This is a genomic window from Paraburkholderia sp. CNPSo 3272 (assembly GCF_024206495.1).
In the GTDB taxonomy this organism is placed as follows: domain Bacteria; phylum Pseudomonadota; class Gammaproteobacteria; order Burkholderiales; family Burkholderiaceae; genus Paraburkholderia.
Window position 1 is genome coordinate 311,914 of the sequence record NZ_JAMBPQ010000004.1, and the last position, 22,751, is coordinate 334,664.

The window sequence follows — 22,751 nt, forward strand, 5'->3', positions numbered from 1 at the left end:
CATAAAGCGAGTGCGCCGATGCGCAATTGGAAGGTGCGCGACCAGGAACAACCCTGCCTGCAAGAATCTGCCGTAAGCACCCGGCCGAAGACTCATTTGTCGCGTGATAGAACGATCGCGGCGAAATTTTTCGCGCGGGAAGCCCGGGATCGGCGCAAGCCAGCGCCTGGACTGCGCAAAAATCGGCAAGGAAGCGTTCCCCAGGAAACTCTTACAAAAAAAGCGCGACCCGGCGTTCGCGATTTCTTTAGAATGCGCTGTTACATTTCGCGAATGGCGCCTGAACGGGCGTGTATTCGCATGTGGCGTGCCGTAGTGCGCGCCGCGCGGCCGGACGGGGGCGTTGCCGGTCGCGCCGCGTCGCCGGTATTTGAGCCGGCGACGTCGTATGCCGCATTGGCGCCATGACGCCGTGGTCGAGATCCATGCGCGCGAGTTGCGCGCAGCCGGCGCGCGCGAGACGCGCCCATCATTCCAGTCATGCCTATCATCAAACGACCGCCTTCACCGCAGTACCCGAACGAAGATCGGGAACCCTCCTTCAACAACGGGCGCCAGCCGCCTCGCCGGCCTGAATCGGGCGGCGGGTCGGGCGGCAATGGGCCGCGCGACGGGAGCCCGAAGCGGCGCTCCCTCGGCACCACGCTCGCGCTCTGGTTCGTCGGGCTGATCGGCACGCTCTGCGTAGTCGGTGCGCTGCTCTTGGGCTACGCGCTCGTCGTAATGGAGCCGCAACTGCCATCGCTCGACGCGCTCACCAACTATCAGCCCAAGGTGCCGCTGCGCATCTATACCGCCGATCACGTGCTGATCGGCGAGTTCGGCGAAGAGCGTCGTCAGCTCGTGCGCTTCCAGGATATTCCTGACATCCAAAAGAAGGCGGTGCTCGCCATCGAGGACTACCGGTTCTACGAGCACGGCGGCGTGGACTTCATCGGCATCCTGCGCGCGGGCGTGGCCGACCTGATGCACGGCGGCGCCTCGCAGGGTGCGAGCACGATCACGATGCAGGTGGCGCGCAACTTCTTCCTGTCGAGCGAGAAGACCTACACGCGTAAGGTCTACGAGATGCTGCTCGCCTACAAGATCGAGCGCGCCCTGACGAAGGACCAGATTCTCGAGCTGTACATGAACCAGATTTATCTGGGTCAGCGCGCCTACGGTTTTTCGGCGGCGGCGCGCGTGTACTTCGGCAAGGACCTGAAGGACATCACGCTCGCCCAGGCGGCGATGCTCGCGGGCCTGCCGAAGGCGCCTTCGGCGTATAACCCGATCGTCAATCCGCACCGCGCGAAGATTCGCCAGGAGTACATCCTCAAGCGCATGCTCGATCTCGGCTACATCACGCAGGCGCAGTACGACGAAGCGATCAAGGAGCCGCTGCAGACGAAGACTGCCGGCACCGAGTACAACGTGCACGCCGAATACGTCGCGGAAATGGTGCGCCAGATGATGTACGCGCAGTACAAGGACGAGACCTATACGCGCGGCCTCACAGTCACGACGACGATCGATTCGGCCGACCAGGACGCCGCGTACGCGGCCGTGCGCAAGGGCGTGATGGACTACGAGCGCCGCCATGGCTATCGCGGACCGGAAGGCTTCGTGCAACTGCCCGCCGACGGCGACGACCGCGAGCAGGCCATCGAAGATGCGCTCACCGATCACCCGGACAACGGCGACCTCGTCTCGGCGGTCGTGACCGACGCGGGCCCGAAGTCGGTGACGGCTCAACAGCTCGACGGCACCTCGGTGACGGTGACGGGCGAGGGCCTGCGCTTCGTCGCGGCCGCGCTTTCGCCGCGCGCCTCGCAGGCGCTGCGCATCCGCCCCGGCTCGATCGTGCGCCTGATGGAGGACGCAAAGGGCAACTGGCAGATCACGCAGCTGCCGCAGGTCGAAGGCGCGCTCGTCTCGCTCACGCCGCAGGACGGCGCGATCCGTGCGCTGATCGGCGGCTTCGACTTCAACAAGAACAAGTTCAATCACATCACGCAGGCGTGGCGTCAGCCGGGCTCGAGCTTCAAGCCGTTCATCTACTCGGCTTCGCTCGAAAAGGGCCTTGGACCGGCGACGATCATCAACGACGCGCCGCTGTACTTCCCCCCCAGCACGCCGGGCGGCGATGCGTGGGAGCCGAAGGACGACGACCAGCCCGAAGGGCCGATGCCGATGCGCCTCGCGCTGCAGAAGTCGAAGAACCTCGTGTCGATCCGCATCCTCTCGTACATCGGCACGAAGTACGCGCAGGACTACGTGACGCAGCGCTTCGGCTTCGACGCGGACAAGACCCCGCCGTACCTGCCGATGGCGCTCGGCGCGGGCCTCGTCACGCCGCTGCAGTCGGCGGGCGCGTATAGCGTGTTCGCGAACGGCGGCTATCGCATCAACCCGTATCTGATCGCCGAAGTGGACGACGCGCGCGGCCAGCCGATCCTGCGCGCGCAGCCGTTGGTGGCGGGCCAGAATGCGCCGCAAACGCTTTCGCCGCGCAACGCATTCGTGATGAACAGCCTGCTGCACTCGGTGGCGACGGCGGGCACGGGCGCCGGCACCAACGTGCTCCATCGCAACGACCTGCAGGGCAAGACCGGTACGACCAACGACGCCAAGGACGGCTGGTTCGCGGGTTATCAGCGCACACTGGTCGCCGTGGCGTGGATGGGCTATGACCAGCCGAAAAGTCTCGGCAGCCGCGAATTCGGCGCGCAGCTTGCCTTGCCGATCTGGGTGGAGTACATGCAGCGTGCGCTGCGCGGCGTGCCGCAGGAAGAGCCGGCGATGCCCGAGGGCCTCACGACGATCAACGACGAGCTGTACTTCTCGGACATGACGCCGGGCAACGGCTTCGTGGCGAGCATCGGTCTGGACTCGGCGAACCCGGCGGGTGCGGCGAGCGATGCGAGCGGCGCGACCGGCAGCATGGGTCCGGGCGGCATGACGCCGCCGAACGTGACGACGACGGAGAAGAAGCAGATCATGGATCTGTTCGAATCGAACAAGCCTTGATGCTGGTTTGATGAGTTCTGCAGGATAAACACGGCGCGTCGGCAACGGCGCGCCGTGTTTTTGTTTGGTGAGCGGAATTTCCTTGTTAGCCAAGGAGTTGGTTGAGCTTTCCAGGGCTTTTCCACTGGGCTGTCAACGAAATCTGTGGGTAACTCTCGCGCCGACTTTTCCACAGTTTTTGTTGAAGCCCCTGTTTATAACCCTGGGATATCGAGGCTAACTGGCTGACGCCAAAGGCTTTGTTCGCAGACAGGCGGTATGAGGCATCGCACCTCGAAATACATCGTCAGAACGCAGTCCGAAGGTTTGGCTGTGCGAACCGCGCGAATACATGACGGCCTGGATAGGCAGGAATACGAACAGCTCCACGGTAGCGAAGCGCACAGAGCAGGACTACGCAGTGTCCCGGTTCCGCGGCGCGCGGAGCGCCGTTTCCATGGCGTCTTCGAGCCGGTCGTTACCCCAGAACATTTCCGCGCCGACGAAAAACGTCGGTGCGCCGAAGATGCCGAGATCGCGAGCCGCCTGCGTCCGCTCGCGCAGGTGCAGCCGGTTCGTTTCACTGCCGGCTTCCTCGATGAGCCGCTGTGCCGGCAATCCCAGCCCGGTGAGCAGGTGGGCAACCGCTTCGGGCGAATCGACTTCGCGGTCGTCGCCATAGTTGCGCGTCATGACGGCGCGGCACCAGTCGGGTAGCCACGGCTCGTCGGCGGCGAGCACGGCGAGGCGCGTCGCGAGCACGGTGCGGCGGGGAAACTCGCTGGGCTGTTGCCACGGCAGCGCGTATTTGCGGCACTGCCGGCGCATGTCCTGCCACACATAGGCGCCTTTTTCCTTCTGCACGACGAAGGGCGGACCCTCCCAGCCGAGGGCGTCGAGAATGGGGCCGAGGAGGAAGGGCCGCCAGCAAACATCCACGCCATTTCGTTCGGCGAGCGCGGCGATACGCATCACGCTGAGATAGCTGTAGTTGCTGGCGAGGTCGAACCAGAAGTCGAGCGACGGACGGGGCATGCTGTCGTCTCCGTGAAGCGGTTGCGCCGGCGTGCGCGGCGCTTGCGATCATGGTACTCCGAGGCGCCCGGACAATCGCGAGTGTTACTTGCCTTGCGCCGCGCCTGGCGCGTCCGATGCAGGCGTGGCGGCGGCCGTGTCCGCCCCGCGTCCGTTGCCGAGCGTCGCCGGGTTGACCGGCGGATTGCCCATCGCCTGAAAGAGGGCGGCCGTATCGGCAAGCCGCGTGCCGCGATAGCGGATTTCGTCGAGCCGCGCGTTACGCCATTGCTGCTCGCTTTGGCGCACGGCGTACCAAGGCACCGCGCCCAACCTGTAGCGCGCGTTGGTGTCTTCGTAGACGCCCTCGGCCGTGCGTGCCGAGGTACTGGCTGCGTCGAGGGCCTGGGCGTCGTGATCGAGCGCGGCGAGGCGGTCGGCGACATCCTGGAACGCCGTGAGCACCGTTTGCTTATAGGTGTCGTTGGCCGCCTCGTAGGACTGCAGCGCCGCGCGCCGCTGCGCAACGAGTGCGCCGCCGTGGAAGATCGGCTGCGAAAGCGAAGCGCCGATCGCCCACAGCGCTCCCGCGCCCGATGTGACGACCGGCCAGCTGAAGCCGCCCTGGCCGAGCGCCGCCGAAAGCGTGATGCTCGGGTACATTTGCGCGGTCGCGGCGCCGACGCCGGCTGCGGCCGCCTTGAGCGTGGCTTCGGCGGCTTCGATGTCGGGACGGGTTCTCAGGAGTTCTGAAGGGATGACCACGGGCACCTGCGCGGGCAAGGTCAGGCTGGCGAGATCGAGGTCGGGCGGCGCCTGGTCCGGTGTGCGGCCGATCAGCACGGCGAGCGCATGGCGCTGCGCGATCCATTGCTGACGTAGGCCCGGCAGACTCGCCGCGAGCGACGCCGCGCTCTGCTGCGCGCTGAGCAGATCGGTGCGCGAGGCCGAGCCGAGCGCGTAGCGCTTTTGTACGTCGTCGGCCTGCGCATTGGCGAGCGCGATCAGCTGTTCGGTCGTGTCGATCTGCGCATGCAGCGTTGCCGCGCCGAGCGCACTTGCCACGATGTTCGCCGCGAGCGCGCGCTGCGCGGCCTCGAACTGGAACGCCTGCACGTTCACGCGCGAGGCGAGCGCCGCGTTGTTCAGGCGGGTCGCGCCGAACACGTCGAAGGTGTAGCGAACGTCGATCAAGCCCGCAAAAATCGCATATTGCAGCCGGTCGATGCCGAACTGCGGGATCGCCGGCGACTGCTGGCGTTGCGCGATGCCGATGGCGTCGACGGTCGGCAGGAGCGAGCTGCCGATCTGCCCGCGCAACTGCTCGCGCGCGGCTTGCAGGTTGTGGTCGGCGGCGGCGAGGTTCGGGCTGTTGGCGAACCCCTCGTTCACGAGCGCATCGAGCGCGTCGCAGCCGTAGAGCGTCCACCATTGCGGCACCGGTTCCGCGCCCGTCACGAACTGCTGCGCGACGCCCTGGGCGGCGACCGTCTGTGCCGGTTGCGCCTGCACACCGTAGTGCTCGGGCTGCGGCATGGCGGGCGGCTCACCGGTCGGGCCCAGCGCGCAGCCGGCCAGCGCAAGCGCGGCGCATGCGGCCAGCAAACCCGGCGCGAGTGGAAAACGTGTTGCGGGCAAACGCGCCGTCTCGCGCGCGCCGAAATCCAATGTCGAAGAATCCGTCTTCATGATGCCTGTTCCGGCGTCTTGCCGGTCTCGTCGGTCTCGCTGCTGCGCACGCGGAACGCGGCCGCGTAAGCCGCGGGCAGGAAGAACAGCGTGAGCACGGTCGCAATCGTGATGCCGCCCATCAGCGCCGTCGCCATCGGCCCGAAGAAGTTCGAACGCAAGAGCGGAATGAGCGCGAGCACGGCGGCCGCGGCGGTCAGCATGATCGGCCGGAAGCGGCGCACCGTGGCGCCCACCACGGCGTCGAAGCGCTTGTGCCCGGCGCGAATGTCGGTTTCGATCTGATCCACGAGAATCACCGAGTTGCGCATGATGATCCCGAACATGGCGATCACGCCCAGCATGGCCACGAAGCCGAACGGCTGCCCGAACACGAGCAGGGCGATCACCACGCCGATCAGGCCGAGCGGCGCGGTCAGCACGACCATCAGCACGCGCGTGATGCTTTGCAGCTGGATCATGAGCAGCGTGAGCACGGCAATGGCGAGCACCGGCAACTGCGCGAAGATGGACGCCTGGCCCTTCGCGCTTTCCTCGACGGAGCCGCCCACCTCGATGTGGTAGCCGGGCGGCAGCGCGCGCTTGATCGACTCCAGTTTGCCGTCGAGCGCATGCGTGACGTCGATGCCCTGCGCGCCCGCTCGCACGTCGGACTGCACGGTAATCGTGGGTTGCCGGTCGCGCGACCAGATCACGCCGTACTCCAGATCGTTGGCGAGATGCCCGAGCGCACCGAGCGGCACCGGTCCGTTGGGCGTGGGCACGGCGAGCGTGAGCAGGCGGGCCGGATCGACGCGCTCCGTCGCGGGCGAGCGCAGATCGACGCTGATGAGCTTGTCGCGCTCGCGAAACTGCGTGACGGTATAGCCCGAGTACGTCATCTGCAGGAAGTTGGCAATGTCCTGCGACGAGACATTGAGCGCGCGCGCCTTTTGCTGGTCGATCTGGAAGTGCAGCGAGCGTCCCGCCGGTTCGTCCCAGTCGAAGCTGACGTTGTCGGTGCGCGGATCGGCGCGCATCGTCGCCGCCACCTTGTTCGCGATGTCGCGCACGGTCGGGATGTCGTCGCCGCTCACGCGGAACTGCACGGGGTAGCCGACCGGCGGCCCGTTCTCGAGCCGCGACAGACGCGTGCGGATGGCCGGGAACTTGTCGCGCAGCATCGGTTCGAGCCAGCTTGCGAGCTTCTCGCGGTCTTCGACCGACTTCGCCGTGATCACGAACTGCGCGAAATTGGGCTGCTGCAACTGCTGATCGAGCGGCAGATAGAAGCGCGGCGCGCCGGTGCCGACGAAATCGATGAAATGGCCGATCTCGGGGCGGCCCTTGAGCGCCGCTTCGAGTCGCTTCGTCTGGCGCAGCGTCGCATCGATCGAGGCGCTTTCGGGCAGGCGCACGTCCACGAGCAGCTCGGGCCGGTCGGAACTCGGGAAGAACTGCTGCGGCACGAGCCTGAAGCACGCGAGCGCGGCCACGAAGAGGGCGATGGTCAGCACGAGCACGATCGTATGGCGCTCGATGCACCAGCCGATCCAGCCGCGCAGGCGACGATAAAAGCGCGTGTCGTAGATTTCGTGCTCGTGATCGTCGCCATGGACGGCGTGCGCCGCATCCGGATCGGGCTTGCGCTCCGGCAGCAGCCGGTAGCCCAGCAGCGGGATCAGCACGACGGCCGCGAACCACGAGGCGATCAGCGCGATGGCGGACACCTGGAAGATCGAGCGCGTGTACTCGCCGGTGCTCGACCTCGCGAGCACGATGGGCAGGAAACCCGAAACGGTGACGAGCGTGCCGGTCAGCATGGGGAACGCGGTGCTGGTGTAGGCGAAGGCGGCGGCGCGCGTGCGGTTCCAACCCTGCGCGAGCTTCACCGCCATCATCTCGACGGAAATGATGGCGTCGTCCACGAGCAGGCCGAGCGCGAGCACGAGTGTGCCGAGCGACACCTTGTGCAGACCGATGCCGAAGAGGTACATCGCGAGCGAGGTGACGGCGAGCACGATCGGAATGGTGATGACCACCACCATTCCCGTGCGCACGCCCAGCGAAACGAGGCTCACGAGCAGCACGATGCCCACGGCCTCGGCCACGGCTTCGACGAAGTCGTCCACCGAGCGCGCGACGGCATCGGGCATGCTCGATACCTTCACGAGCTTCAGCCCCGCAGGAAGTTGCGCGCGCAACTGCTCGACGCGCGCATCGAGCGCCTTGCCGAGGCGGATCACGTCGCCGCCCGGCTGCATCGTGAGGCCGATGCCGAGCACCGCCTGGTTCTGGAAGCGCATCTGCGTGGCGAGCGGCTCGTCGTAACCGCGCCGGATCGTGGCGATGTCGCCCAGGCGAAACGTGCGGTCGTTCACGCGGATCAGCGTATCGGCGAGCGTCCTGAGGTCCTCGTACTGGCCGCTCGGGCGCACGAACACGCGGTCGTCGGCGGTCGTGAGCGTGCCCGCGGCGGAGACGCTGTTCTGCGCGCCGATCACCTGGCCGAGTTGCGTGGGCGAGATGCCGAGGCGTGTGAGCTGCGTGTTCGGAATTTCGATGTAGATGCGCTGCTGCGGATCGCCGAAATAGTCGACCTTACCGACGTCGGGCACGCGCAGCAGCTGCTCGCGCAGCTTGTCCGCGTAGTCGTGCAGTTGCGCGGGCGAAAAGCCGTCGCCCTCCAGCGTGTAGATGTTGGTGTAGACGTCGCCGAACTCGTCGTTGAAGAACGGCCCTTGCACGCCCTGAGGCAGCGTGTACGCGATGTCGCCGACCTTCTTGCGCACCTGGTACCAGGTCTCGCGCACTTCGCTCACGGGCGCGGAGTCCTTCATCGTGAAGAACACGAGCGATTCGCCGGGCCGCGAATAGCTGCGCAGAAAGTCGATATACGGTGTTTCCTGCAGCTTGCGGCCGATGCGGGTCGTCACCTGATCCTCGACCTGGCGCGCGCTCGCGCCGGGCCAGAAGGTCTGGATGACCATCACGCGGAACGTGAAGGGCGGGTCTTCCGATTGCGCAAGACGCGTATAGGCCAGCGCGCCGAATATCGTTGCAAGCACAACGAGAAAGGTGACGAGCGCCCGATGCCGCAGCGCCCACGCCGACAGGTTGAAGCGTCCCTCGTCGTGATCGGCGCCGGGACCCGAGTCCTTCGTCTGGCTCATGACGCGAAGTCCTCGGGATGCAGCGGCGCGACCGGCCGTACCTGCTCGCCCGCGTGGACGGTGTGGACGCCTTGCAGCACGATGCGCTCGCCGTCCTGCAAGCCGCCCGCCACGGTGATCGTGCGCGCGTCATAGCGCGCGATGCTCACGCGCCGCAACTGCAGCACGTTGTCGGGCGCGTGTACGACCCAGATGGCGGGCGCCTCGCCGTCGTGGAAGAGCGCGGTGGCCGGCACGGTAAACGCGGCCGGCGCATTGGCCTCTCTCGGGGCGGCGAACGCAACGTTCGCGGTCATGCCGAGACGCACGTCGGCATCGGGGTGTTCGAGCGTGAGCCTCGCACGCCACGTGCGGCTTTGCGGGTCCGCCGCGGCGGCGAGTTCGCGCAGGCGCGCCGTGTAGTGGCGAGCGGGCAGGGCGCCAAGCGTAACCTGCGCGGTGTCGCCGGTGCGAAGCGCGGCCACGGCGCGCTCGGGCAGGTCGCACACCACATCGACGTCGCCGCTCCACGCGAGCTGGTAGACGGCCTGGCCGGCTTGCACGTTCTGGCCGGTGTCGGCGTTTTCGGCGGTGATGACGCCCGCGTGGTCCGCGACGATCTGCGTGTAGCGCAACTGGTTCTTTGCGAGCGCGAGCTGCTGCTGCGCCTGATCTCGCTGGGCCGCGGCCGAGGCGTAGGCATCCTGCGTTTGTTCGAGTTGCGAGCGGGCGATGAGATTAGCCGCCGACTGGGCCGTGTCGCGATCGAGCTGCTGCTTCGCGAAGACGAGGCGATGTTGCGCGGCGTCGAATTGGGCCTGCGCGCTTGCCGCGTTCTTTTCGAAGTCCGCCGGATCGAGCCGCGCGAGCGTCTGGCCGGGCTTGACGCTGTCGCCCAGGCGCACGCTGCGCTCGATGATCTTGCCGTTCACGCGAAACGAAAGCGGCGTCGCGTTTCGCGCCTCGATATCGCCGGGATAGGCGGGGCTCACGCCGCCGCCGTCGGGGTGCACGGTCAGCGAGACGACCGGGCGTGGCTGCGGCGGGGCTTCCTTTTCCTTGCCGCAGGCAGCCAGCGCGGCGACGCCGAGCATGAGAAGCACATTCGCGGCATGCCGCCATGGCGCACTGAACTTACCGGTACCACTGCGCATCCTGCTCGATGCGCCACGACCGCAACGATTCACCTGGACCTCGAATAGGCTGGGTGCGCACGCAGACCGCAATATCGCCGGACCGGTTGCGCCGCCGTTGAGTCGCGGGCGGGGCGCGGCTCGCGCACCGACCCGGACTTGGGATGATGAGCCGGATTCTAATACAACCTTGTATCTGAGTGCGAAACTGAATCCGAGGAATGTTTCAGTGCTAGACTCGGGTTGATCCGTGATACATAACCCCCACGCCATGAAGCGCATCCGACTCACCCGCGAACAAAGCCGCGACCAGACGCGCGAGCGCCTGCTCGATGCCGCGCAGGCCATGTTCATGAAAAAAGGGTTCGTAGGCGCGAGCGTGGAGGACATTGCACACACGGCGGGATACACGCGCGGCGCGTTCTACTCGAACTTTTCGGGCAAGTCGGACCTGCTCGTGGAATTGCTGCGGCGGGATCACGAAGCCATGCAGACCGATTTGCGCGCCATCTTCGAGACGGAGGTATCGCGCGAGCAGATGGAGGCGCGCGTGCTCGCTTACTACAGCCGCATGCCGCAGGACAACAAGGTCTTCCTGCTGTGGGTGGAAGCGAGGCTGCTGGCCGCGCGCGACGCGCGCTTTCGCACGCGCTACAACGCGTTCATGAAGGAAAAGCGCGAGAGTCTCGCCGTCTATGTCGAGGAATTTGCGGCGCGCGTGGGCATGCCGGTGCCGCTCGATCCAGAGTTGCTCGCGCTCGGGCTGATGGGGCTGTGCGACGGGTTGCAGTTTCTCGCCACGGCCGATCCGCAGCATGTCACGCCACCGGTCGTGGAAACCGTCCTGGGGACGTTCTTCGCGCGAGTGGTGTTCGGTCGCGACGCGTGAGCCCGGCGTGCACTCAGCTCGCGACGCCCGCGCTTCAGGCGCCGAGGCCAGGGCCGTAGTTGCTGCCGATCAGCCGCGTAACGGACGCGACGTCCTGGTAATCCTGCTCGGGCATGCCGTCCAGGATGGCCAGCACCTCGTTGCTGGCGCCGGCGTCTCGCGCGGCGTCCACGAGTTCGTCCTTGTTGGCGGGCCAGCGCACTTCGCGCAGCACGTCGGCGAATTGCAGGTCGATGGGTTCGTCGGGAATGCTAGAGGCTGACATGCGTGGCGTCCTTTGCGCGGGCGGCCGGCGTTGGCGGTCCGCGTCGTCGTCTCGTTCGTTGTGCGGATTTTTGTTCAGATTTTGTTCGCGCCTGGCTTGCATGGCGGCGCGCAGCGCTAGCGCCGCGCCTCAAGGATACACAATCCACCTCGCACGCCCTCGCGGCGTGCGCGCGCGCTGCTCATTTGCCGCCCATACGTCACTTTTCCTTGCCGCTTGTTCGCAAACGGGAGTACCGGTCAGGCTCAGGTCTGCTCGTGCAGGTCCGGGCTTAGCGTCTTGTCCAGCCGATGCGACCTGGGCAGCGTGAGGTACTCCCAGCGTTGCGGACCGTTCGCGGTCGCGGGCACGTTGGGGGCGGGGGGCGCCACGGGGGCGTCGTAGGCGTGGGACTGTCCACTTGCGAGCGGGATATGCGCGCTGGCCTGGGCAACCGGTGAGTCCTGCGCGGTGCGTACCGGAGCGGCGAAGCATGACGCCGACAACAGCACGGTGGTCATCAGCGTCGAGGTTTTCATCACTCGACCTCCTTTCCTATGCGGCCCGTAGGTCGCAGCAAGCGCCGTACCGCGTTCGCCAGCCTGGGTGGCGGCGCAGGCAGCCGCGCCAGCCGGGCGGCCCGGCGCGCCGCTACGCGAAGGCATAACGAGCCGCCTGGACGGTTCATGTGCGCCACGCGCATACGGAAATACCATGATGGCAGGAAATGAGTCGACACGTCTCGAACGCGCGTGCTTTTCTCTCGGCGCCGCCGTTACGCGGGATTAAAGCGAGGGCCTGCGCAGCGCCTCGAAGCGCGTCCAGGGCCACGACGGGCGGTCGCGCATATAGCCGTTGAGCCAGTTCCATTGTGGGTGGCGCTGCATGAACGCCTGGGCGTCGAACGGGCGGCCGCACGGATGGCCCCAGCGCGCCCAGAACGACATATCGCGCGCCATTTCGCTGTCGACCACCTTGCCGTCGTTCGCGCCCCATGGGTTGAACGGCCCATGGTCTGCGCCGCCGAAGCGCGCGTCGTCGAGTTCGAGATGGCCGCAGATCGTGCGCGAGCACGGGTTGTCGCTGCGCTCGAGGTAGACGTCGTGGTGGTCCGCGATCATCGCCTTGGCGAGTTCGGCGTCGATCGCGCCGCGGTGCTCCTGTGCGAGTTGCATGAAGCGCAGGCGGCGCGCGCCGTTGCGGCGCACGTCGGTGTAGTCGTCGGCTTCGCCGGTGCATTCCTGGTTGCGAATCTTGAGGTCCGTGGCCGCGTTGAAGCCGCTGTAAAAGCCGTCTTTCGTGCTCTCGAAGCCCGCGTGCTGCAGGCCCAGTTCGTAGCGCGCGATCTCTCCCGTTTTGGTGTCGCCGAGCAGCCAGCTGTTCACGTAGCCAGCGTTGTTCGCCTGCGCGAACATCTCGCACCACTGCGCGATGCTCGACGCATACTGCGTGGCCCGACGCGAGCGATAGAATTCGGGCGCGCCGTTCGCGCGATAGCCGATGAAGTTCGAGATGGTCGTCTCGGTCACCATCAGGCCCGCGCCGTTGACGCAGAAGTCCGTGAGACTCGAGATACAGCCGGGCAGACCCTGCATGAGGATGCGGTGCCCCGAGTCGGGCACGATATCGAACACGACGTTGAAGGCGTCGCCGGCCGCGTAGCGGTCCCACGAGTTGTGCGCCATGACGATGCGGCCGTCGCGCGTCGCACTGCCCGTGGCAATGAAGGCGCTGCAGTGGTGGCCCCGCCGCCCGCGCCACGGGCGCACGGCGGGCTGCGCTTGCTGTGATGCAACATGAACCGGCCACCAGCTCTGCAACAGGTCCATGTAGCCGTTCCAGGCGAGGACTTCGGCGAACTTGAGACCGGCGCCGTCGGCGATGCCCTGGATCTCGTCGGCGAATTCGGTGTCGAGGCGAGGCGCGAACTGCACGATCGCTGCGTTGATGAAGGTGTCGAAGTCCTCGCCCGTGTCCCATTTCGCGAGGTAGCGCGCGGTGCGAATCGCATTGCGGATTTCGTTGGCGAGCAACTTGCCGTGCTGCTCGCCGCGGTCGTAAGGCTCGCCCTGCAAGTGCACGAATATCCAGCCGGCGTGGTCGCGGCGTTCGGCTTCGAGTGAGGGTTCGCTCATCTTCGCTCCAGTCATCCCCGCGTCGATTCTTGCGGCCCGCTGCGCGCACGTCGGGGCGCGGACGCACGAGGCGGGTCGCGTAGTACGTTTCCTTCTAGATTCTAGAAAATCCGCTGCGCTTTGCCACGCGCCTCGCCGGTTGGCGAAGCCTAGCGCTCCGCGTTCATGCGCTGATAGGCGTCGAGCAGCGAAGTCTTGTACACCACGCCCGCGAGCGTCGGCTCGCGCGTGCTTTCGACCACGGGCAGACGCTCGCCCTGGAACGACATGAAGTGCTGCAGGCCGACGGCGAGCGGCATGTCGGGCGTCAGCACGTCGAACGTCGGCTTTAGATAGTCGCGAGCGTGCTTGTTCGCGGTGTCGCGCTTTTGCAGCAGGTCCGAGGTGATGTCGGCCAGCGCGACTGCGCCGAGAAAGCGTCCTGTCTCGTCGGTCACGTAGAGGTACTTGACCGGATATTCGAGGAACACGCGCGTCATTTCCTGCACTGTGGCGCTCTCCAGCACGACAGTCTGCGCGGGGCGCACCAGCTCGCGCATCTGCGTCATGCGCAGGCGCATGCGCTCGGCCTCCTCGCGGTTGCGATGCAGCGTGATTTCGTACATCGACGCCTTGCCGATCGCGCGCGCGACGAAATACGCAACCACACACGAGAGCATGAGCGGCAGCACCACCTGGTAGCTCAGCGTCATCTCGAAGATCATCAGGATCGCCATCAGCGGCGCCTGGGTCGCGCCAGCGAGGAACGCGCCCATGCCCACCATCGCGTAGGCGTACGAAGCGGAGGTGCCGTCGGGCCAGAGCGCGTGCATGCCCTGGCCGAACAGGCAGCCGAGCACCGCGCCCATGAAGAGCGTCGGCGTGAACACGCCGCCTACGGCGCCCGAGCCGACCGTCGCGGCCGTCGCGATGAGCTTGAAGACGAGCACCGTGGCGAGCGCGGTCCAGGTCCACGGCGAATGGAGGATGGAGTTCACGACGCTATAGCCGTTGCCCCACACCTCGGGTGTCCACACGGAAAGGATGCCGACCACGAGGCCGCCGAGCGCGAGCCGCACGGGCAGCGGCGCGTTGAGGCGGCCAAAGCCCTTTTTCGCTGTGGCCATCATCATGAGGAACTGCGGCGCGAGCACGCCGCACAGGAGGCCGAGCGCCACGAAGAGCAGCACCTCGACGCCCGTCACCGGCGGGAATACGGGCATCTCATACGGCGGCTTGTAGCCCGCGAACTCGCGCATGGTGATATTGGCGACCACGGAGGAAACCACGATCGGCCCGAAGCTTTCCATGACGATGGAGCCGAGCACGATTTCGGTCACGAAGAAGGCGCCGGCGATGGGCGCGTTGTACGCCGAGGTGATACCGGCCGCCGCGCCGCACGCGACGAGCAGGCGCAGCCGCGGCGGATCGAAGTGGACCCAGCGGCCGATCAGCGAAGCGGCGAGGGCGGCGAGCTGCACCATCGGGCCTTCACGGCCGATCGAGCCGCCGCTCGCGATCGTGAAGAGCGACGAGAGGCTGCGCCAGATGCTCGTCCCCACGGGCATGACGCCGTCACCGATTGCCACCGCCTCGATATAGTCGGCATGCATCGCCTTGCCGCTGCTGCTGGGCGCCTTGCGCCGCGCGAGCAGCAGCAGGCATCCCGCGATGAAGCCGCCCGCGGCCGGCATCCAGATGCGCCGATGCCACGGCAGGTGGCGCGCCATCTCGACGAGACTGCCTTCGCTGCCCGTGAAAAGCATTTGCACATGCGCGATGCCCTCGCGAAAGATCACGGTCGCAAACGCGCCCGCCACGCCGACGATGACCGACCAGATCAGCATCGTATGGGCGTCGGACAGGCGAAAGAGATCGCGGGCGCGGGTGCGCAGTTTCAGCAGGAATGACAGCACGGCGGGCGGGTCAGGTTACGGGTGAAAGAAAGCCGCACGTGCGCGGGACGCGACGTGCGGCGGCAAGCATAACGGGTGCGCGGCGGCAATTGAGCGCCGCGTGCACGAAACCGGGCGGCGGAGGACGCCTTCCACGGCCCGCGCGCATTCAGCGCACGGCCCGGTCGAGTTCGGGGTAGTGCCGGAAGATGCCCGTATCGTTGAACGGCAGCCGCCGCTCCGAGTCGAGATAGGCGGCGATATGCGGGCGCCTGGCCACGGCGTCGCGCAGCGCAACGACATGCGGGTAGTGGTCCGCGAAATGCTTCGTCGCCTTTGGAAACGCGTAGCGCAGGCCCTCGACGATCTGAAACACCGACAGATCGACATAGCTGAGTGCGTTGCCCACCATGTGGCGCGGGCCCTGCGGATTCTGCGCGAGCACGCGTTCGAAATAGCTCATGAATTTCGGAATGCGATGCGCGATGAAGTCCGCCGAGCGCGCCTTCGCTGCGTCCTTCTGGTCCTCGTAGTAGAGGCCGCTTGCGATCGGATGATGGCTGTCGTGCGCTTCGGTCACGAGGTCCGCGATCGTCAGCTGCAGGCCGTTCGCGACGATGCGCAAGCGCTCGTCGCGCGGCGCGAGCTTGAGCTTCGGGCCGAGATAGAAAAGGATATTGGCGGTTTGCGGCACGATCAGGTCGCCATCCTTGAGAAAGGGCGGGGCGTAGGGTGGATACGGCTCGTCGCTCTCCAGTTCGCCCATCAGCGCGCCGATGCCGAGGCCGTCCTTCTTCTCGCCGCGCGCAACGTCCACGTAGGGCGCCTGCGCCTCTTCCAGCGCGAGCCGCACGAATTCGCCCCGGCCCTGCAGACCGTCCCAGTAATAGAGTTCGTATGCCATCGGTCGTTCCCTTGCGTTCATGGCCGTGCTCGCCACGGCCTGCGCGGCCGCCGCCCACGCAACGGGCAGCAACGCACAGTATCGCTCGCAACGCTCGCGCCTGGTTCGCGCGTGGCGTGCGCTCGCGAAATGGCGCAAGGGCGCCGCGCGCAGAAACGCAAAAAGCCCCGCCGCAGGCGGGGCCGGTGGCCGGCAGCGCCGGCGCACAGGGGATCGGGTCGGGGCGCGCGGCCCTCGGACGCCGGGTCATCCGAACAGGCGCTGCACGCCCCAGGTGATCGCGAGACCGCCGCCGACTAGCCAGAGGTAGATGATGAAACCGGCGGTCAGCGCCCGCGGGCCGGCCTGACGAATCTGCGAGACGCGCGTCTCAATGCCGAGCGCCGTCATCGCCATGGTGAGCGCGAAGGTGTCGAGCGTGTTGACCGCGTGGGTGGCCGTGTCGGGCAGCACGTGGAGCGAATTGACGATCACGAGCGCGAGGAAGCCGAGCGCGAACCAGGGCACCGCGAGCTTTCGCGCGCCGCCTTGGCCGGTGTGGCCGTCGGCCGCTGCCTTGCTGCGCGCCGAGCGATTGAGCCACACGCCGAGCACGAGCAGCACGGGCACGAGCAGCATCACGCGCGTCATCTTGACGATGGTGGCGATGTGCGTGGCCTCCGGGCTCACGTTGCTCGCCGCGCCCACCACCTGCGCGACCTCGTGAATCGTGCCGCCGAAGAAGAGCCCGGCGCCGAGCGTATCGAGATGCAGCCAGCCCGCGCGGAACAGCACCGGGTAGAGGAACATCGAAAGCGTGCCGAACAGCACGACGCTGCCCACGGCCATGGCGCTCTTGTGCGGCTTCGACTGCAGCGTGGATTCGAAGGCGAGCACGGCGGCTGCGCCGCAGATCGCGCTGCCGGCCGCCGTGAGAATGGCGGTGTCGCGGTCGAGCTTGAGGAGTTTCATGCCGACCCAGGTGCCGATCAGGAGCGTGCTCACGACGATCACGACCGACTCGACCAGCCCCGGCACGCCGACCTGGGCAATTTCCTGCAGGCTCACGCGCAGGCCGAAGAACGCCACGGCGATGCGCAGCAGCTTGCGCGCCGAGAAGTTCACGCCGGCGGCCCAGCTTTCGGGCATGCCGTCGCGCAGCGCATTGCCATAGATCGCGCCCGCGACGATGCCGACGATCAGCGGGCTCATGCCGAGCCCGGCGATGGCGGGCAGTGACGCGACGCTGGTGACGGCGGCCGCGAAGAGTGCGACGAACAGCACGCCGTTGAGCTGCCCCCGCGTGGACGGCGACGATGCGTGCGCAAGACTGGGTGTGGACATGACGGCCTCTCTACCGGGCGATCCGGGCGAAAAATGGGGTAGCGAACACGTCGCTATCGAATGGCCTAATCCTAATTTAGATATATCGATATAAAAAATCGTGATTTGTGACGTAATATATAGGAAAACACGATGGTTTTCCACGATGACCCCGGAACAACTGATAACTTTCGCTGCCGTCGCCGAGCATCTCAATATCAGTCGAGCTGCGCTGGCACTGCATTTGTCGCAACCGGCCGTCTCGGGCCAGTTGCGGCTGCTGCAGGAAGAGATCGGCGAGGCGCTTTATCAGCGCGACGGCCGGGGGGTGCGCCTCACGCCCACCGGCGAACAGCTCGCGGGATACGCGGCGCGCCTGCGCGACACCTGGCGCGACGCGCTCACCTACCGCGACGCCTTGCGCGGCCTCGAACGCGGCACGCTGCGCATCGGCGCGACCACCACGCCCGCGAGCTATCGGCTGCCGTATCTGGTGGCGCAGTTCCACGGCCGCTATCCGCAGGTCAAGCTCGAAACGTCGAGCGGAAATTCGACGGACGTCGTGGGCATGCTGGGCGCGGTCGATATCGCGCTGATCGAGGGCCCGGTGGGCGAGCAGTTGCCGCCCGATACCGCCGTGCATCCCTGGCACGAGGACGAAATCGTCGCGATCGTGCCGCGCTCGCACGCGCTGGTGTCACAGCTCGACGCGCAAGGGGAGGCGGCCGCAGCGATGCCGGCCATCACCCTGGAAGCGCTCGCGCAGTGGCCGCTGGTCCTGCGCGAGGATGGCTCGGGCGTGCGCCAGGTGGTCGAACGCGCGTTCGCGCGCGCGGGCGTGCCCATGCGGGTGGCGCTGGAAATCGCCGGCGTGGAGGGCGTGAAGGAGGCGGTGCGGGCGGGCATGGGCATCGGCTTCGTCTCGGCCATGTCGATGCGTCACGAGAACGGCGCCTTGCGGCAGATCCGCCTTGGACCTGAGCCGCTTGCGCGGCGCTTCTCGATCCTGGTGCCGCACGCGGGCGCGGCTTCGCGCGTTGCGCAGCGTTTCCTGGAACTGTGTCTCGCCGATGTTCCGGGCGCCTGATCCACCAGACCCAGGGCAATCCAGAATGGCGGCGCGAGCGGCTAGCGCGCACTATCCGCCCTAATCAACCGGCGCGCAGGCGCTTTTTTTCGGGCTGGATTTGGAACCGGTTCCAAAAAAGGCGAAGTACGCGGCGGCAGGCAACAGGAAGACGGCAATGGCGGAAGTAGCAATCGTGGCGAGCGCGTTCGGCGCGCAGGCAATCAGGCGGGACGGTCACGCGGCATGGAGCCGGCCGGCACGGCGCGCGGGCGCGCAGGCGTTCGAGGTGCGGCGCGAGCTGATGCACGAAGCCGACGCGCAGCCCGAAGCGCTGCGCGCGCTCGGAACGGCGCTTGCGGACGAAGGTTTGTGGCGCGTCTGGTCCACGCCGGACGCGCTCTATGGCGACGATGGCGAGCTCGAAGAGGCGGCGCTTGGCGCCGCGGTCGCCGCGGGACGGGCGCTCGGTGCGCGTTTCGTGAAGCTGCAACTGGGCGGTTTCGCAGGCGACGCAAAGGCCGCGCGCCTCGCGAGCCTGCTCGAAGAACTGGGGGCGCGTACCCGTGACACTGTTGACGCGAGCAACGGCCCGCGCGTCGTCATTGAGAACGGCCAGCTCGTGCAGGGCGGCAAGCTCGACCAGTTCATCGGCCTCTTCAACGCGCTGCGCGACGGCGGCGCGCCGGGCGTGATCGGCATGACTTTCGACATCGGCAACTGGCAATGGCCGGGCGAGCCGCCGCTGCTCGCCGCCGCCGCGCTCGCGACGCACGTCGAATACATCCATTGCAAGGCCGTGGTGGGCGAGGGCGCGCGCCGCTTCGCTGCCGCGCCGGCCGACGACGACGCGCTGTGCCGCGCTGCGCTCGCGCTGCTGCCGACCCACGTGCCGCGCGGCATCGAATTTCCGTTCGATCCGGCGCGCATGGACGACGACGCCGCGCATTACGTCGAGTGGCTCGCGGCCGCCTGAGCGCCGCGCGAAGCCTCGAAACCGCGCACCAGACTCCATACGATTCATCAGGAACGCATCTCATGACCGAAGCACTCGATGTCATCACCTACGGCGAAGCGATGGCGATGTTCGTCGCCACGGAGCCGGGGCCGCTCGCTCAGGTCGCGCATTTCACGAAACGCGCGGCGGGTGCGGAACTCAATGTCGCGACCGGCCTCGCGCGCCTCGGTTTCAAGGTGGGCTGGATGAGCCGCGTGGGCGCCGATTCGTTCGGCCAGTTCGTGCGCGACGTGCTCGCGCACGAAGGCATCGACGCGCGTTGCGTGAGCACCGACACGCGCTTTCCGACCGGCTTCCAGCTCAAGTCGAAGAACGACGACGGCAGCGATCCCGCTGTCGAGTATTTCCGTCGCGGCTCGGCGGCGAGCAAGCTTTCAGCTTGCGACTATCAGGCCGACTATGTGCTCGGCGCCCGCCATCTGCATCTGAGCGGCGTGGCGCCCGCGATCTCTCCCTCGTCGCGCGAACTGGCGTTCAAGCTCGCCCACGAGATGCGCGCCGCGGGCCGCACGATTTCGTTCGACCCGAATCTGCGCCCGACGCTGTGGCGCTCGCAAGCCGAAATGGTCGGCACGCTCAACGAACTCGCAAGCTTCGCCGACTGGGTGCTGCCCGGCGTCGGCGAAGGCCTTGTGCTGACGGGCTCGGACGATCCGGAAGCCATCGCGCAGTTCTATCTTGCGCGCGGCGCGCGCGGCGTGATCGTGAAGCTCGGCGCAGAGGGCGCGTACTACGCCACCGCCGAAGGCGAGCAGGGCCGCGCCGCGGCGCAGCGCGTGGAGCGCGTGGTTGATACCGTTGGCGCCGGCGACGGCTTCGCCGTGGGCGTGGTGAGTGCACTGCTCGAAGGGCGTGAGCTTGCTGCGGCCGTTGCTCGCGGCAACCGCATCGGCGCGCTGGCCGTTCAGGTGATCGGCGACTCGGAAGGGTTGCCGACGCGCGCGCAGCTCGATGCGCTCGAAGCTGCGCAAACGCAGGCAGCCGCATAGCAGAACAGGCGGCGCAACGCAAAGCGCGGCGCGCCAAGTGACATGACACCAGAGGGCGGCACTGTCAGGTACCGAGCCCCATTCAACTGGAGACACCGATGACCTCAACCTCGCTCGCACCGCGCCGCTGGTGGGCAATCATGCCGATCGTGTTCATCACGTACAGCCTCGCCTATCTCGACCGCGCCAACTACGGCTTCGCCTCGGCGGCCGGCATCAACCGCGATCTCGGCATCAGCCCCGGGCTGTCGTCGCTGATCGGCGCGCTGTTCTTCCTCGGCTACTTCTTCTTCCAGCTGCCGGGCGCCGTGTATGCGGAGCGCCGCAGCGTGCGCACGCTCGTGTTCGTGAGCCTCGTGCTGTGGGGCGGCTGCGCCGCGCTCACGGGCGTCGTCACGAACATTCCGTCGCTCATGGCGATCCGTTTCGTGCTCGGCGTGGTCGAGGCGGCCGTGATGCCCGCCATGCTCATCTTCATCAGCAACTGGTTCACGAAAAAGGAGCGCTCGCGCGCCAACACGTTCCTGATTCTCGGCAATCCGGTCACGGTGCTGTGGATGTCGGTCGTATCGGGCTATCTCGTGCATGCCTTCGGCTGGCGCCACATGTTCATCGCCGAGGGCGTGCCGGCTGTCGTGTGGGCCGTGTGCTGGTGGTTGCTCGTGCGCGACAAGCCCGCACAAGTCAACTGGCTCTCCGACGACGAAAAGCGCGCGCTCGACGCCGCGATGCGCGCCGAGCAGGCCGCGATCAAGCCGGTACGCAACTATGCCGAGGCGTTCCGCACGCCTGCCGTGATGCTGCTCTCGGCGCAGTACTTCTGCTGGAGCATTGGCGTGTACGGCTTCGTGCTGTGGCTGCCGTCGATCGTGAAGAACGGCTCGGCGCTCGGCATGGTCGAAACGGGCTGGCTCTCCGCCGTGCCGTATCTCGCGGCGACCATTGCGATGCTGGCCGCCTCGTGGGCGTCGGACAAGCTCGACAATCGCCGCGCCTTCGTCTGGCCGTTCCTGCTGGTCGGCGCGCTCGCCTTCGCGCTCTCCTACGCACTCGGCTCGACGCACTTCTGGATCTCCTACGCGCTGCTCGTGGTGGCGGGCGCGGCGATGTATGCGCCGTATGGCCCGTTCTTCGCGATCGTGCCGGAACTGCTGCCGAAGAACGTAGCCGGCGGCGCGATGGCGCTCATCAACAGCATGGGCGCGCTCGGCTCGTTCGTCGGCTCCTATGTGGTCGGGTATCTGAATGGCGCGACAGGCTCGCCTGCGGCATCCTATGCGTTCATGAGCGCGGCGCTGCTCGTTTCGGTTGGCCTCACGCTCGCCGTCAAGCCGCAGCGCGCCGCCGCCCGTGGTTATGCATCGCCGGCTCACGGAAAATAACCTCTCTTTTCTAGCGCACTTATGAAGCCGAAAATTGTTGTCTACAAAGCCTTGCCCGCCGACGTCGCCGACTATCTGCGCGAGCATGCCGAAATCATCGACGTCGATGCCGACCAGTCCGGCGCACTCGCCGCCGCGCTAAAAGACGCCGACGGCGCGATCGGCGCGAGCGTGAAGATCACCCCGGCGATGCTGGACGGTTCGCGCGTGAAGGCGCTCTCCACGATCTCGGTGGGCTACGACCAGTTCGACGTGCCCGACCTCACCAAGCGCGGCATCGTCCTCGCCCACACGCCCGATGTGCTGACCGAATCGACGGCCGACACTGTTTTCTCGCTGATCCTCGCGAGCGCGCGCCGCGTGGTCGACCTGGCCGACTGGGTCAAGGCGGGCCACTGGAAGGGCAGCATCGGCCCGGCGCAATTCGGCGTGGACGTGCAGGGCAAGACGCTCGGCATCGTGGGGCTCGGGCGCATCGGCGGCGCCGTTGCGCGGCGCGCGGCGCTCGGCTTCAACATGAAGGTGCTCTACACGAACCGCAGCCCGAACGAAGCGGCCGAGCGCAACTATGGCGCGCGCCGTGTCGAACTCGACGAACTGCTCGCCAGCGCGGACTTCGTGTGCCTCCAGGTGCCGCTCACCGACGCCACGCGCCACCTGATCGGCGCAGACGAGCTCAAGAAGATGAAGAAGAGCGCGATTCTCATCAACGCCTCGCGCGGCGCGACCGTCGACGAAAAGGCGCTGATCGCGGCGCTCGAAGCGGGCACGATCCACGGCGCGGGTCTCGACGTGTTCGAGCGCGAGCCGATCGATCCCGCGTCGCCGCTGCTGCGCATGCCGAACGTGGTGGCGCTGCCGCACATCGGCTCGGCCACGCACGAGACGCGTCACGCGATGGCGCGCTGCGCGGCGGAAAATCTCGTCGCAGCGCTCGCTGGGACGCTCGACGTGAACGTCGTCAACCGCGACGTGCTCGCGCGATGAGCATGG

Annotated in this window: 17 protein-coding genes; 7 read left to right on the forward strand and 10 right to left on the reverse strand. The window is 66.9% G+C overall.

What is annotated here, in order from left to right; all coding sequences use genetic code 11:
* Nucleotides 1-480: 480 nt before the first annotated feature.
* Complete coding sequence (locus M3I53_RS07665) at nt 481-3,009, forward strand: penicillin-binding protein 1A (protein ID WP_254315336.1); 2,529 nt, start codon at nt 481-483, stop codon at nt 3,007-3,009.
* A gap of 393 nt (nt 3,010-3,402) precedes the next feature.
* On the opposite strand, the gene M3I53_RS07670 is transcribed toward M3I53_RS07665, so the two are convergent.
* The 4 genes from M3I53_RS07670 to M3I53_RS07685 form a co-directional block, all read right to left on the reverse strand.
* Complete coding sequence (locus M3I53_RS07670) at nt 3,403-4,023, reverse strand: 2-hydroxychromene-2-carboxylate isomerase (RefSeq protein WP_254315337.1); 621 nt, start codon at nt 4,021-4,023, stop codon at nt 3,403-3,405.
* Between the two features lie 84 nt (nt 4,024-4,107).
* Nucleotides 4,108-5,691, reverse strand: a complete 1,584-nt coding sequence (locus M3I53_RS07675) for an efflux transporter outer membrane subunit (protein WP_254315338.1) — start codon at nt 5,689-5,691, stop codon at nt 4,108-4,110.
* Nucleotides 5,688-8,843, reverse strand: a complete 3,156-nt coding sequence (locus M3I53_RS07680; protein ID WP_254315339.1) for an efflux RND transporter permease subunit — start codon at nt 8,841-8,843, stop codon at nt 5,688-5,690. The genes M3I53_RS07675 and M3I53_RS07680 overlap by 4 nt, the downstream gene beginning before the upstream one ends.
* Complete coding sequence (locus tag M3I53_RS07685) at nt 8,840-9,976, reverse strand: efflux RND transporter periplasmic adaptor subunit (protein ID WP_254315340.1); 1,137 nt, start codon at nt 9,974-9,976, stop codon at nt 8,840-8,842. The genes M3I53_RS07680 and M3I53_RS07685 overlap by 4 nt, the downstream gene beginning before the upstream one ends.
* Before the next feature lie 250 nt (nt 9,977-10,226).
* Here M3I53_RS07685 and M3I53_RS07690 point away from each other — a divergent pair, with 250 nt between their 5' ends.
* The gene (locus M3I53_RS07690) at nt 10,227-10,844 is read left to right on the forward strand and encodes a TetR/AcrR family transcriptional regulator (protein WP_254315341.1); all 618 of its coding nucleotides are present in this window, start codon (nt 10,227-10,229) and stop codon (nt 10,842-10,844) included.
* 34 nt (nt 10,845-10,878) lie between these two features.
* Here M3I53_RS07690 and M3I53_RS07695 read toward each other — a convergent pair whose 3' ends face one another.
* From M3I53_RS07695 to M3I53_RS07720, 6 genes are all read right to left on the reverse strand, one after another.
* Nucleotides 10,879-11,109, reverse strand: coding sequence for a DUF2795 domain-containing protein (locus M3I53_RS07695; RefSeq protein WP_254315342.1), 231 nt, complete (start codon nt 11,107-11,109; stop codon nt 10,879-10,881).
* A 245-nt stretch (nt 11,110-11,354) separates the two neighbouring features.
* Entirely contained in the window at nt 11,355-11,753 is a 399-nt protein-coding gene (locus M3I53_RS07700) for a hypothetical protein (protein ID WP_309249488.1), read from the reverse strand.
* Nucleotides 11,754-11,873: 120 nt separating this feature from the next.
* Nucleotides 11,874-13,223, reverse strand: a complete 1,350-nt coding sequence (locus M3I53_RS07705; protein ID WP_254315343.1) for a C45 family peptidase — start codon at nt 13,221-13,223, stop codon at nt 11,874-11,876.
* A gap of 149 nt (nt 13,224-13,372) precedes the next feature.
* On the reverse strand, nt 13,373-15,118 hold the full coding sequence (locus M3I53_RS07710; protein WP_254315344.1) for a ClcB-like voltage-gated chloride channel protein: 1,746 nt from the start codon (nt 15,116-15,118) through the stop codon (nt 13,373-13,375).
* A 148-nt stretch (nt 15,119-15,266) separates the two neighbouring features.
* Complete coding sequence (locus M3I53_RS07715; protein WP_254315345.1) at nt 15,267-16,001, reverse strand: glutathione S-transferase; 735 nt, start codon at nt 15,999-16,001, stop codon at nt 15,267-15,269.
* Between the two features lie 246 nt (nt 16,002-16,247).
* Nucleotides 16,248-17,324, reverse strand: a complete 1,077-nt coding sequence (locus M3I53_RS07720; RefSeq protein ID WP_254315346.1) for a YeiH family protein — start codon at nt 17,322-17,324, stop codon at nt 16,248-16,250.
* Between the two features lie 145 nt (nt 17,325-17,469).
* On the opposite strand from M3I53_RS07720, the gene M3I53_RS07725 reads away from it, so the two are divergent.
* The 5 genes from M3I53_RS07725 (at nt 17,470) to M3I53_RS07745 (ending at nt 22,745) form a co-directional block, all read left to right on the forward strand.
* The gene (locus M3I53_RS07725; protein ID WP_254315347.1) at nt 17,470-18,390 is read left to right on the forward strand and encodes a LysR family transcriptional regulator; all 921 of its coding nucleotides are present in this window, start codon (nt 17,470-17,472) and stop codon (nt 18,388-18,390) included.
* A 157-nt stretch (nt 18,391-18,547) separates the two neighbouring features.
* Nucleotides 18,548-19,345: a TIM barrel protein gene (locus M3I53_RS07730; protein ID WP_254315348.1), complete on the forward strand. Its 798-nt coding sequence runs from the start codon at nt 18,548-18,550 to the stop codon at nt 19,343-19,345.
* 62 nt (nt 19,346-19,407) lie between these two features.
* Entirely contained in the window at nt 19,408-20,376 is a 969-nt protein-coding gene (locus M3I53_RS07735; protein ID WP_254315349.1) for a sugar kinase, read from the forward strand.
* A gap of 98 nt (nt 20,377-20,474) precedes the next feature.
* Nucleotides 20,475-21,758, forward strand: coding sequence for an MFS transporter (locus M3I53_RS07740; protein WP_254315350.1), 1,284 nt, complete (start codon nt 20,475-20,477; stop codon nt 21,756-21,758).
* 21 nt (nt 21,759-21,779) lie between these two features.
* Complete coding sequence (locus tag M3I53_RS07745) at nt 21,780-22,745, forward strand: D-glycerate dehydrogenase (protein ID WP_254315351.1); 966 nt, start codon at nt 21,780-21,782, stop codon at nt 22,743-22,745.
* Nucleotides 22,746-22,751 lie beyond the last annotated feature (6 nt).

Excerpts from the sequence above, each read along its gene's own strand:
- M3I53_RS07680 (WP_254315339.1), bottom strand. The coding sequence starts at position 8,843 with ATGAGCCAGACGAAGGACTCGGGTCCCGGCGCCGATCACGACGAGGGA.
- M3I53_RS07745 (WP_254315351.1), top strand. The coding sequence starts at position 21,780 with ATGAAGCCGAAAATTGTTGTCTACAAAGCCTTGCCCGCCGACGTCGCC.
- M3I53_RS07700 (WP_309249488.1), bottom strand. The coding sequence starts at position 11,753 with ATGCCTTCGCGTAGCGGCGCGCCGGGCCGCCCGGCTGGCGCGGCTGCC.
- M3I53_RS07725 (WP_254315347.1), top strand. The coding sequence starts at position 17,470 with ATGACCCCGGAACAACTGATAACTTTCGCTGCCGTCGCCGAGCATCTC.
- M3I53_RS07735 (WP_254315349.1), top strand. The coding sequence starts at position 19,408 with ATGACCGAAGCACTCGATGTCATCACCTACGGCGAAGCGATGGCGATG.
- M3I53_RS07685 (WP_254315340.1), bottom strand. The coding sequence starts at position 9,976 with ATGCGCAGTGGTACCGGTAAGTTCAGTGCGCCATGGCGGCATGCCGCG.
- M3I53_RS07730 (WP_254315348.1), top strand. The coding sequence starts at position 18,548 with ATGGCGGAAGTAGCAATCGTGGCGAGCGCGTTCGGCGCGCAGGCAATC.
- M3I53_RS07695 (WP_254315342.1), bottom strand. The coding sequence starts at position 11,109 with ATGTCAGCCTCTAGCATTCCCGACGAACCCATCGACCTGCAATTCGCC.
- M3I53_RS07720 (WP_254315346.1), bottom strand. The coding sequence starts at position 17,324 with ATGTCCACACCCAGTCTTGCGCACGCATCGTCGCCGTCCACGCGGGGG.
- M3I53_RS07715 (WP_254315345.1), bottom strand. The coding sequence starts at position 16,001 with ATGGCATACGAACTCTATTACTGGGACGGTCTGCAGGGCCGGGGCGAA.
- M3I53_RS07690 (WP_254315341.1), top strand. The coding sequence starts at position 10,227 with ATGAAGCGCATCCGACTCACCCGCGAACAAAGCCGCGACCAGACGCGC.
- M3I53_RS07675 (WP_254315338.1), bottom strand. The coding sequence starts at position 5,691 with ATGAAGACGGATTCTTCGACATTGGATTTCGGCGCGCGCGAGACGGCG.
- M3I53_RS07665 (WP_254315336.1), top strand. The coding sequence starts at position 481 with ATGCCTATCATCAAACGACCGCCTTCACCGCAGTACCCGAACGAAGAT.
- M3I53_RS07705 (WP_254315343.1), bottom strand. The coding sequence starts at position 13,223 with ATGAGCGAACCCTCACTCGAAGCCGAACGCCGCGACCACGCCGGCTGG.
- M3I53_RS07740 (WP_254315350.1), top strand. The coding sequence starts at position 20,475 with ATGACCTCAACCTCGCTCGCACCGCGCCGCTGGTGGGCAATCATGCCG.
- M3I53_RS07670 (WP_254315337.1), bottom strand. The coding sequence starts at position 4,023 with ATGCCCCGTCCGTCGCTCGACTTCTGGTTCGACCTCGCCAGCAACTAC.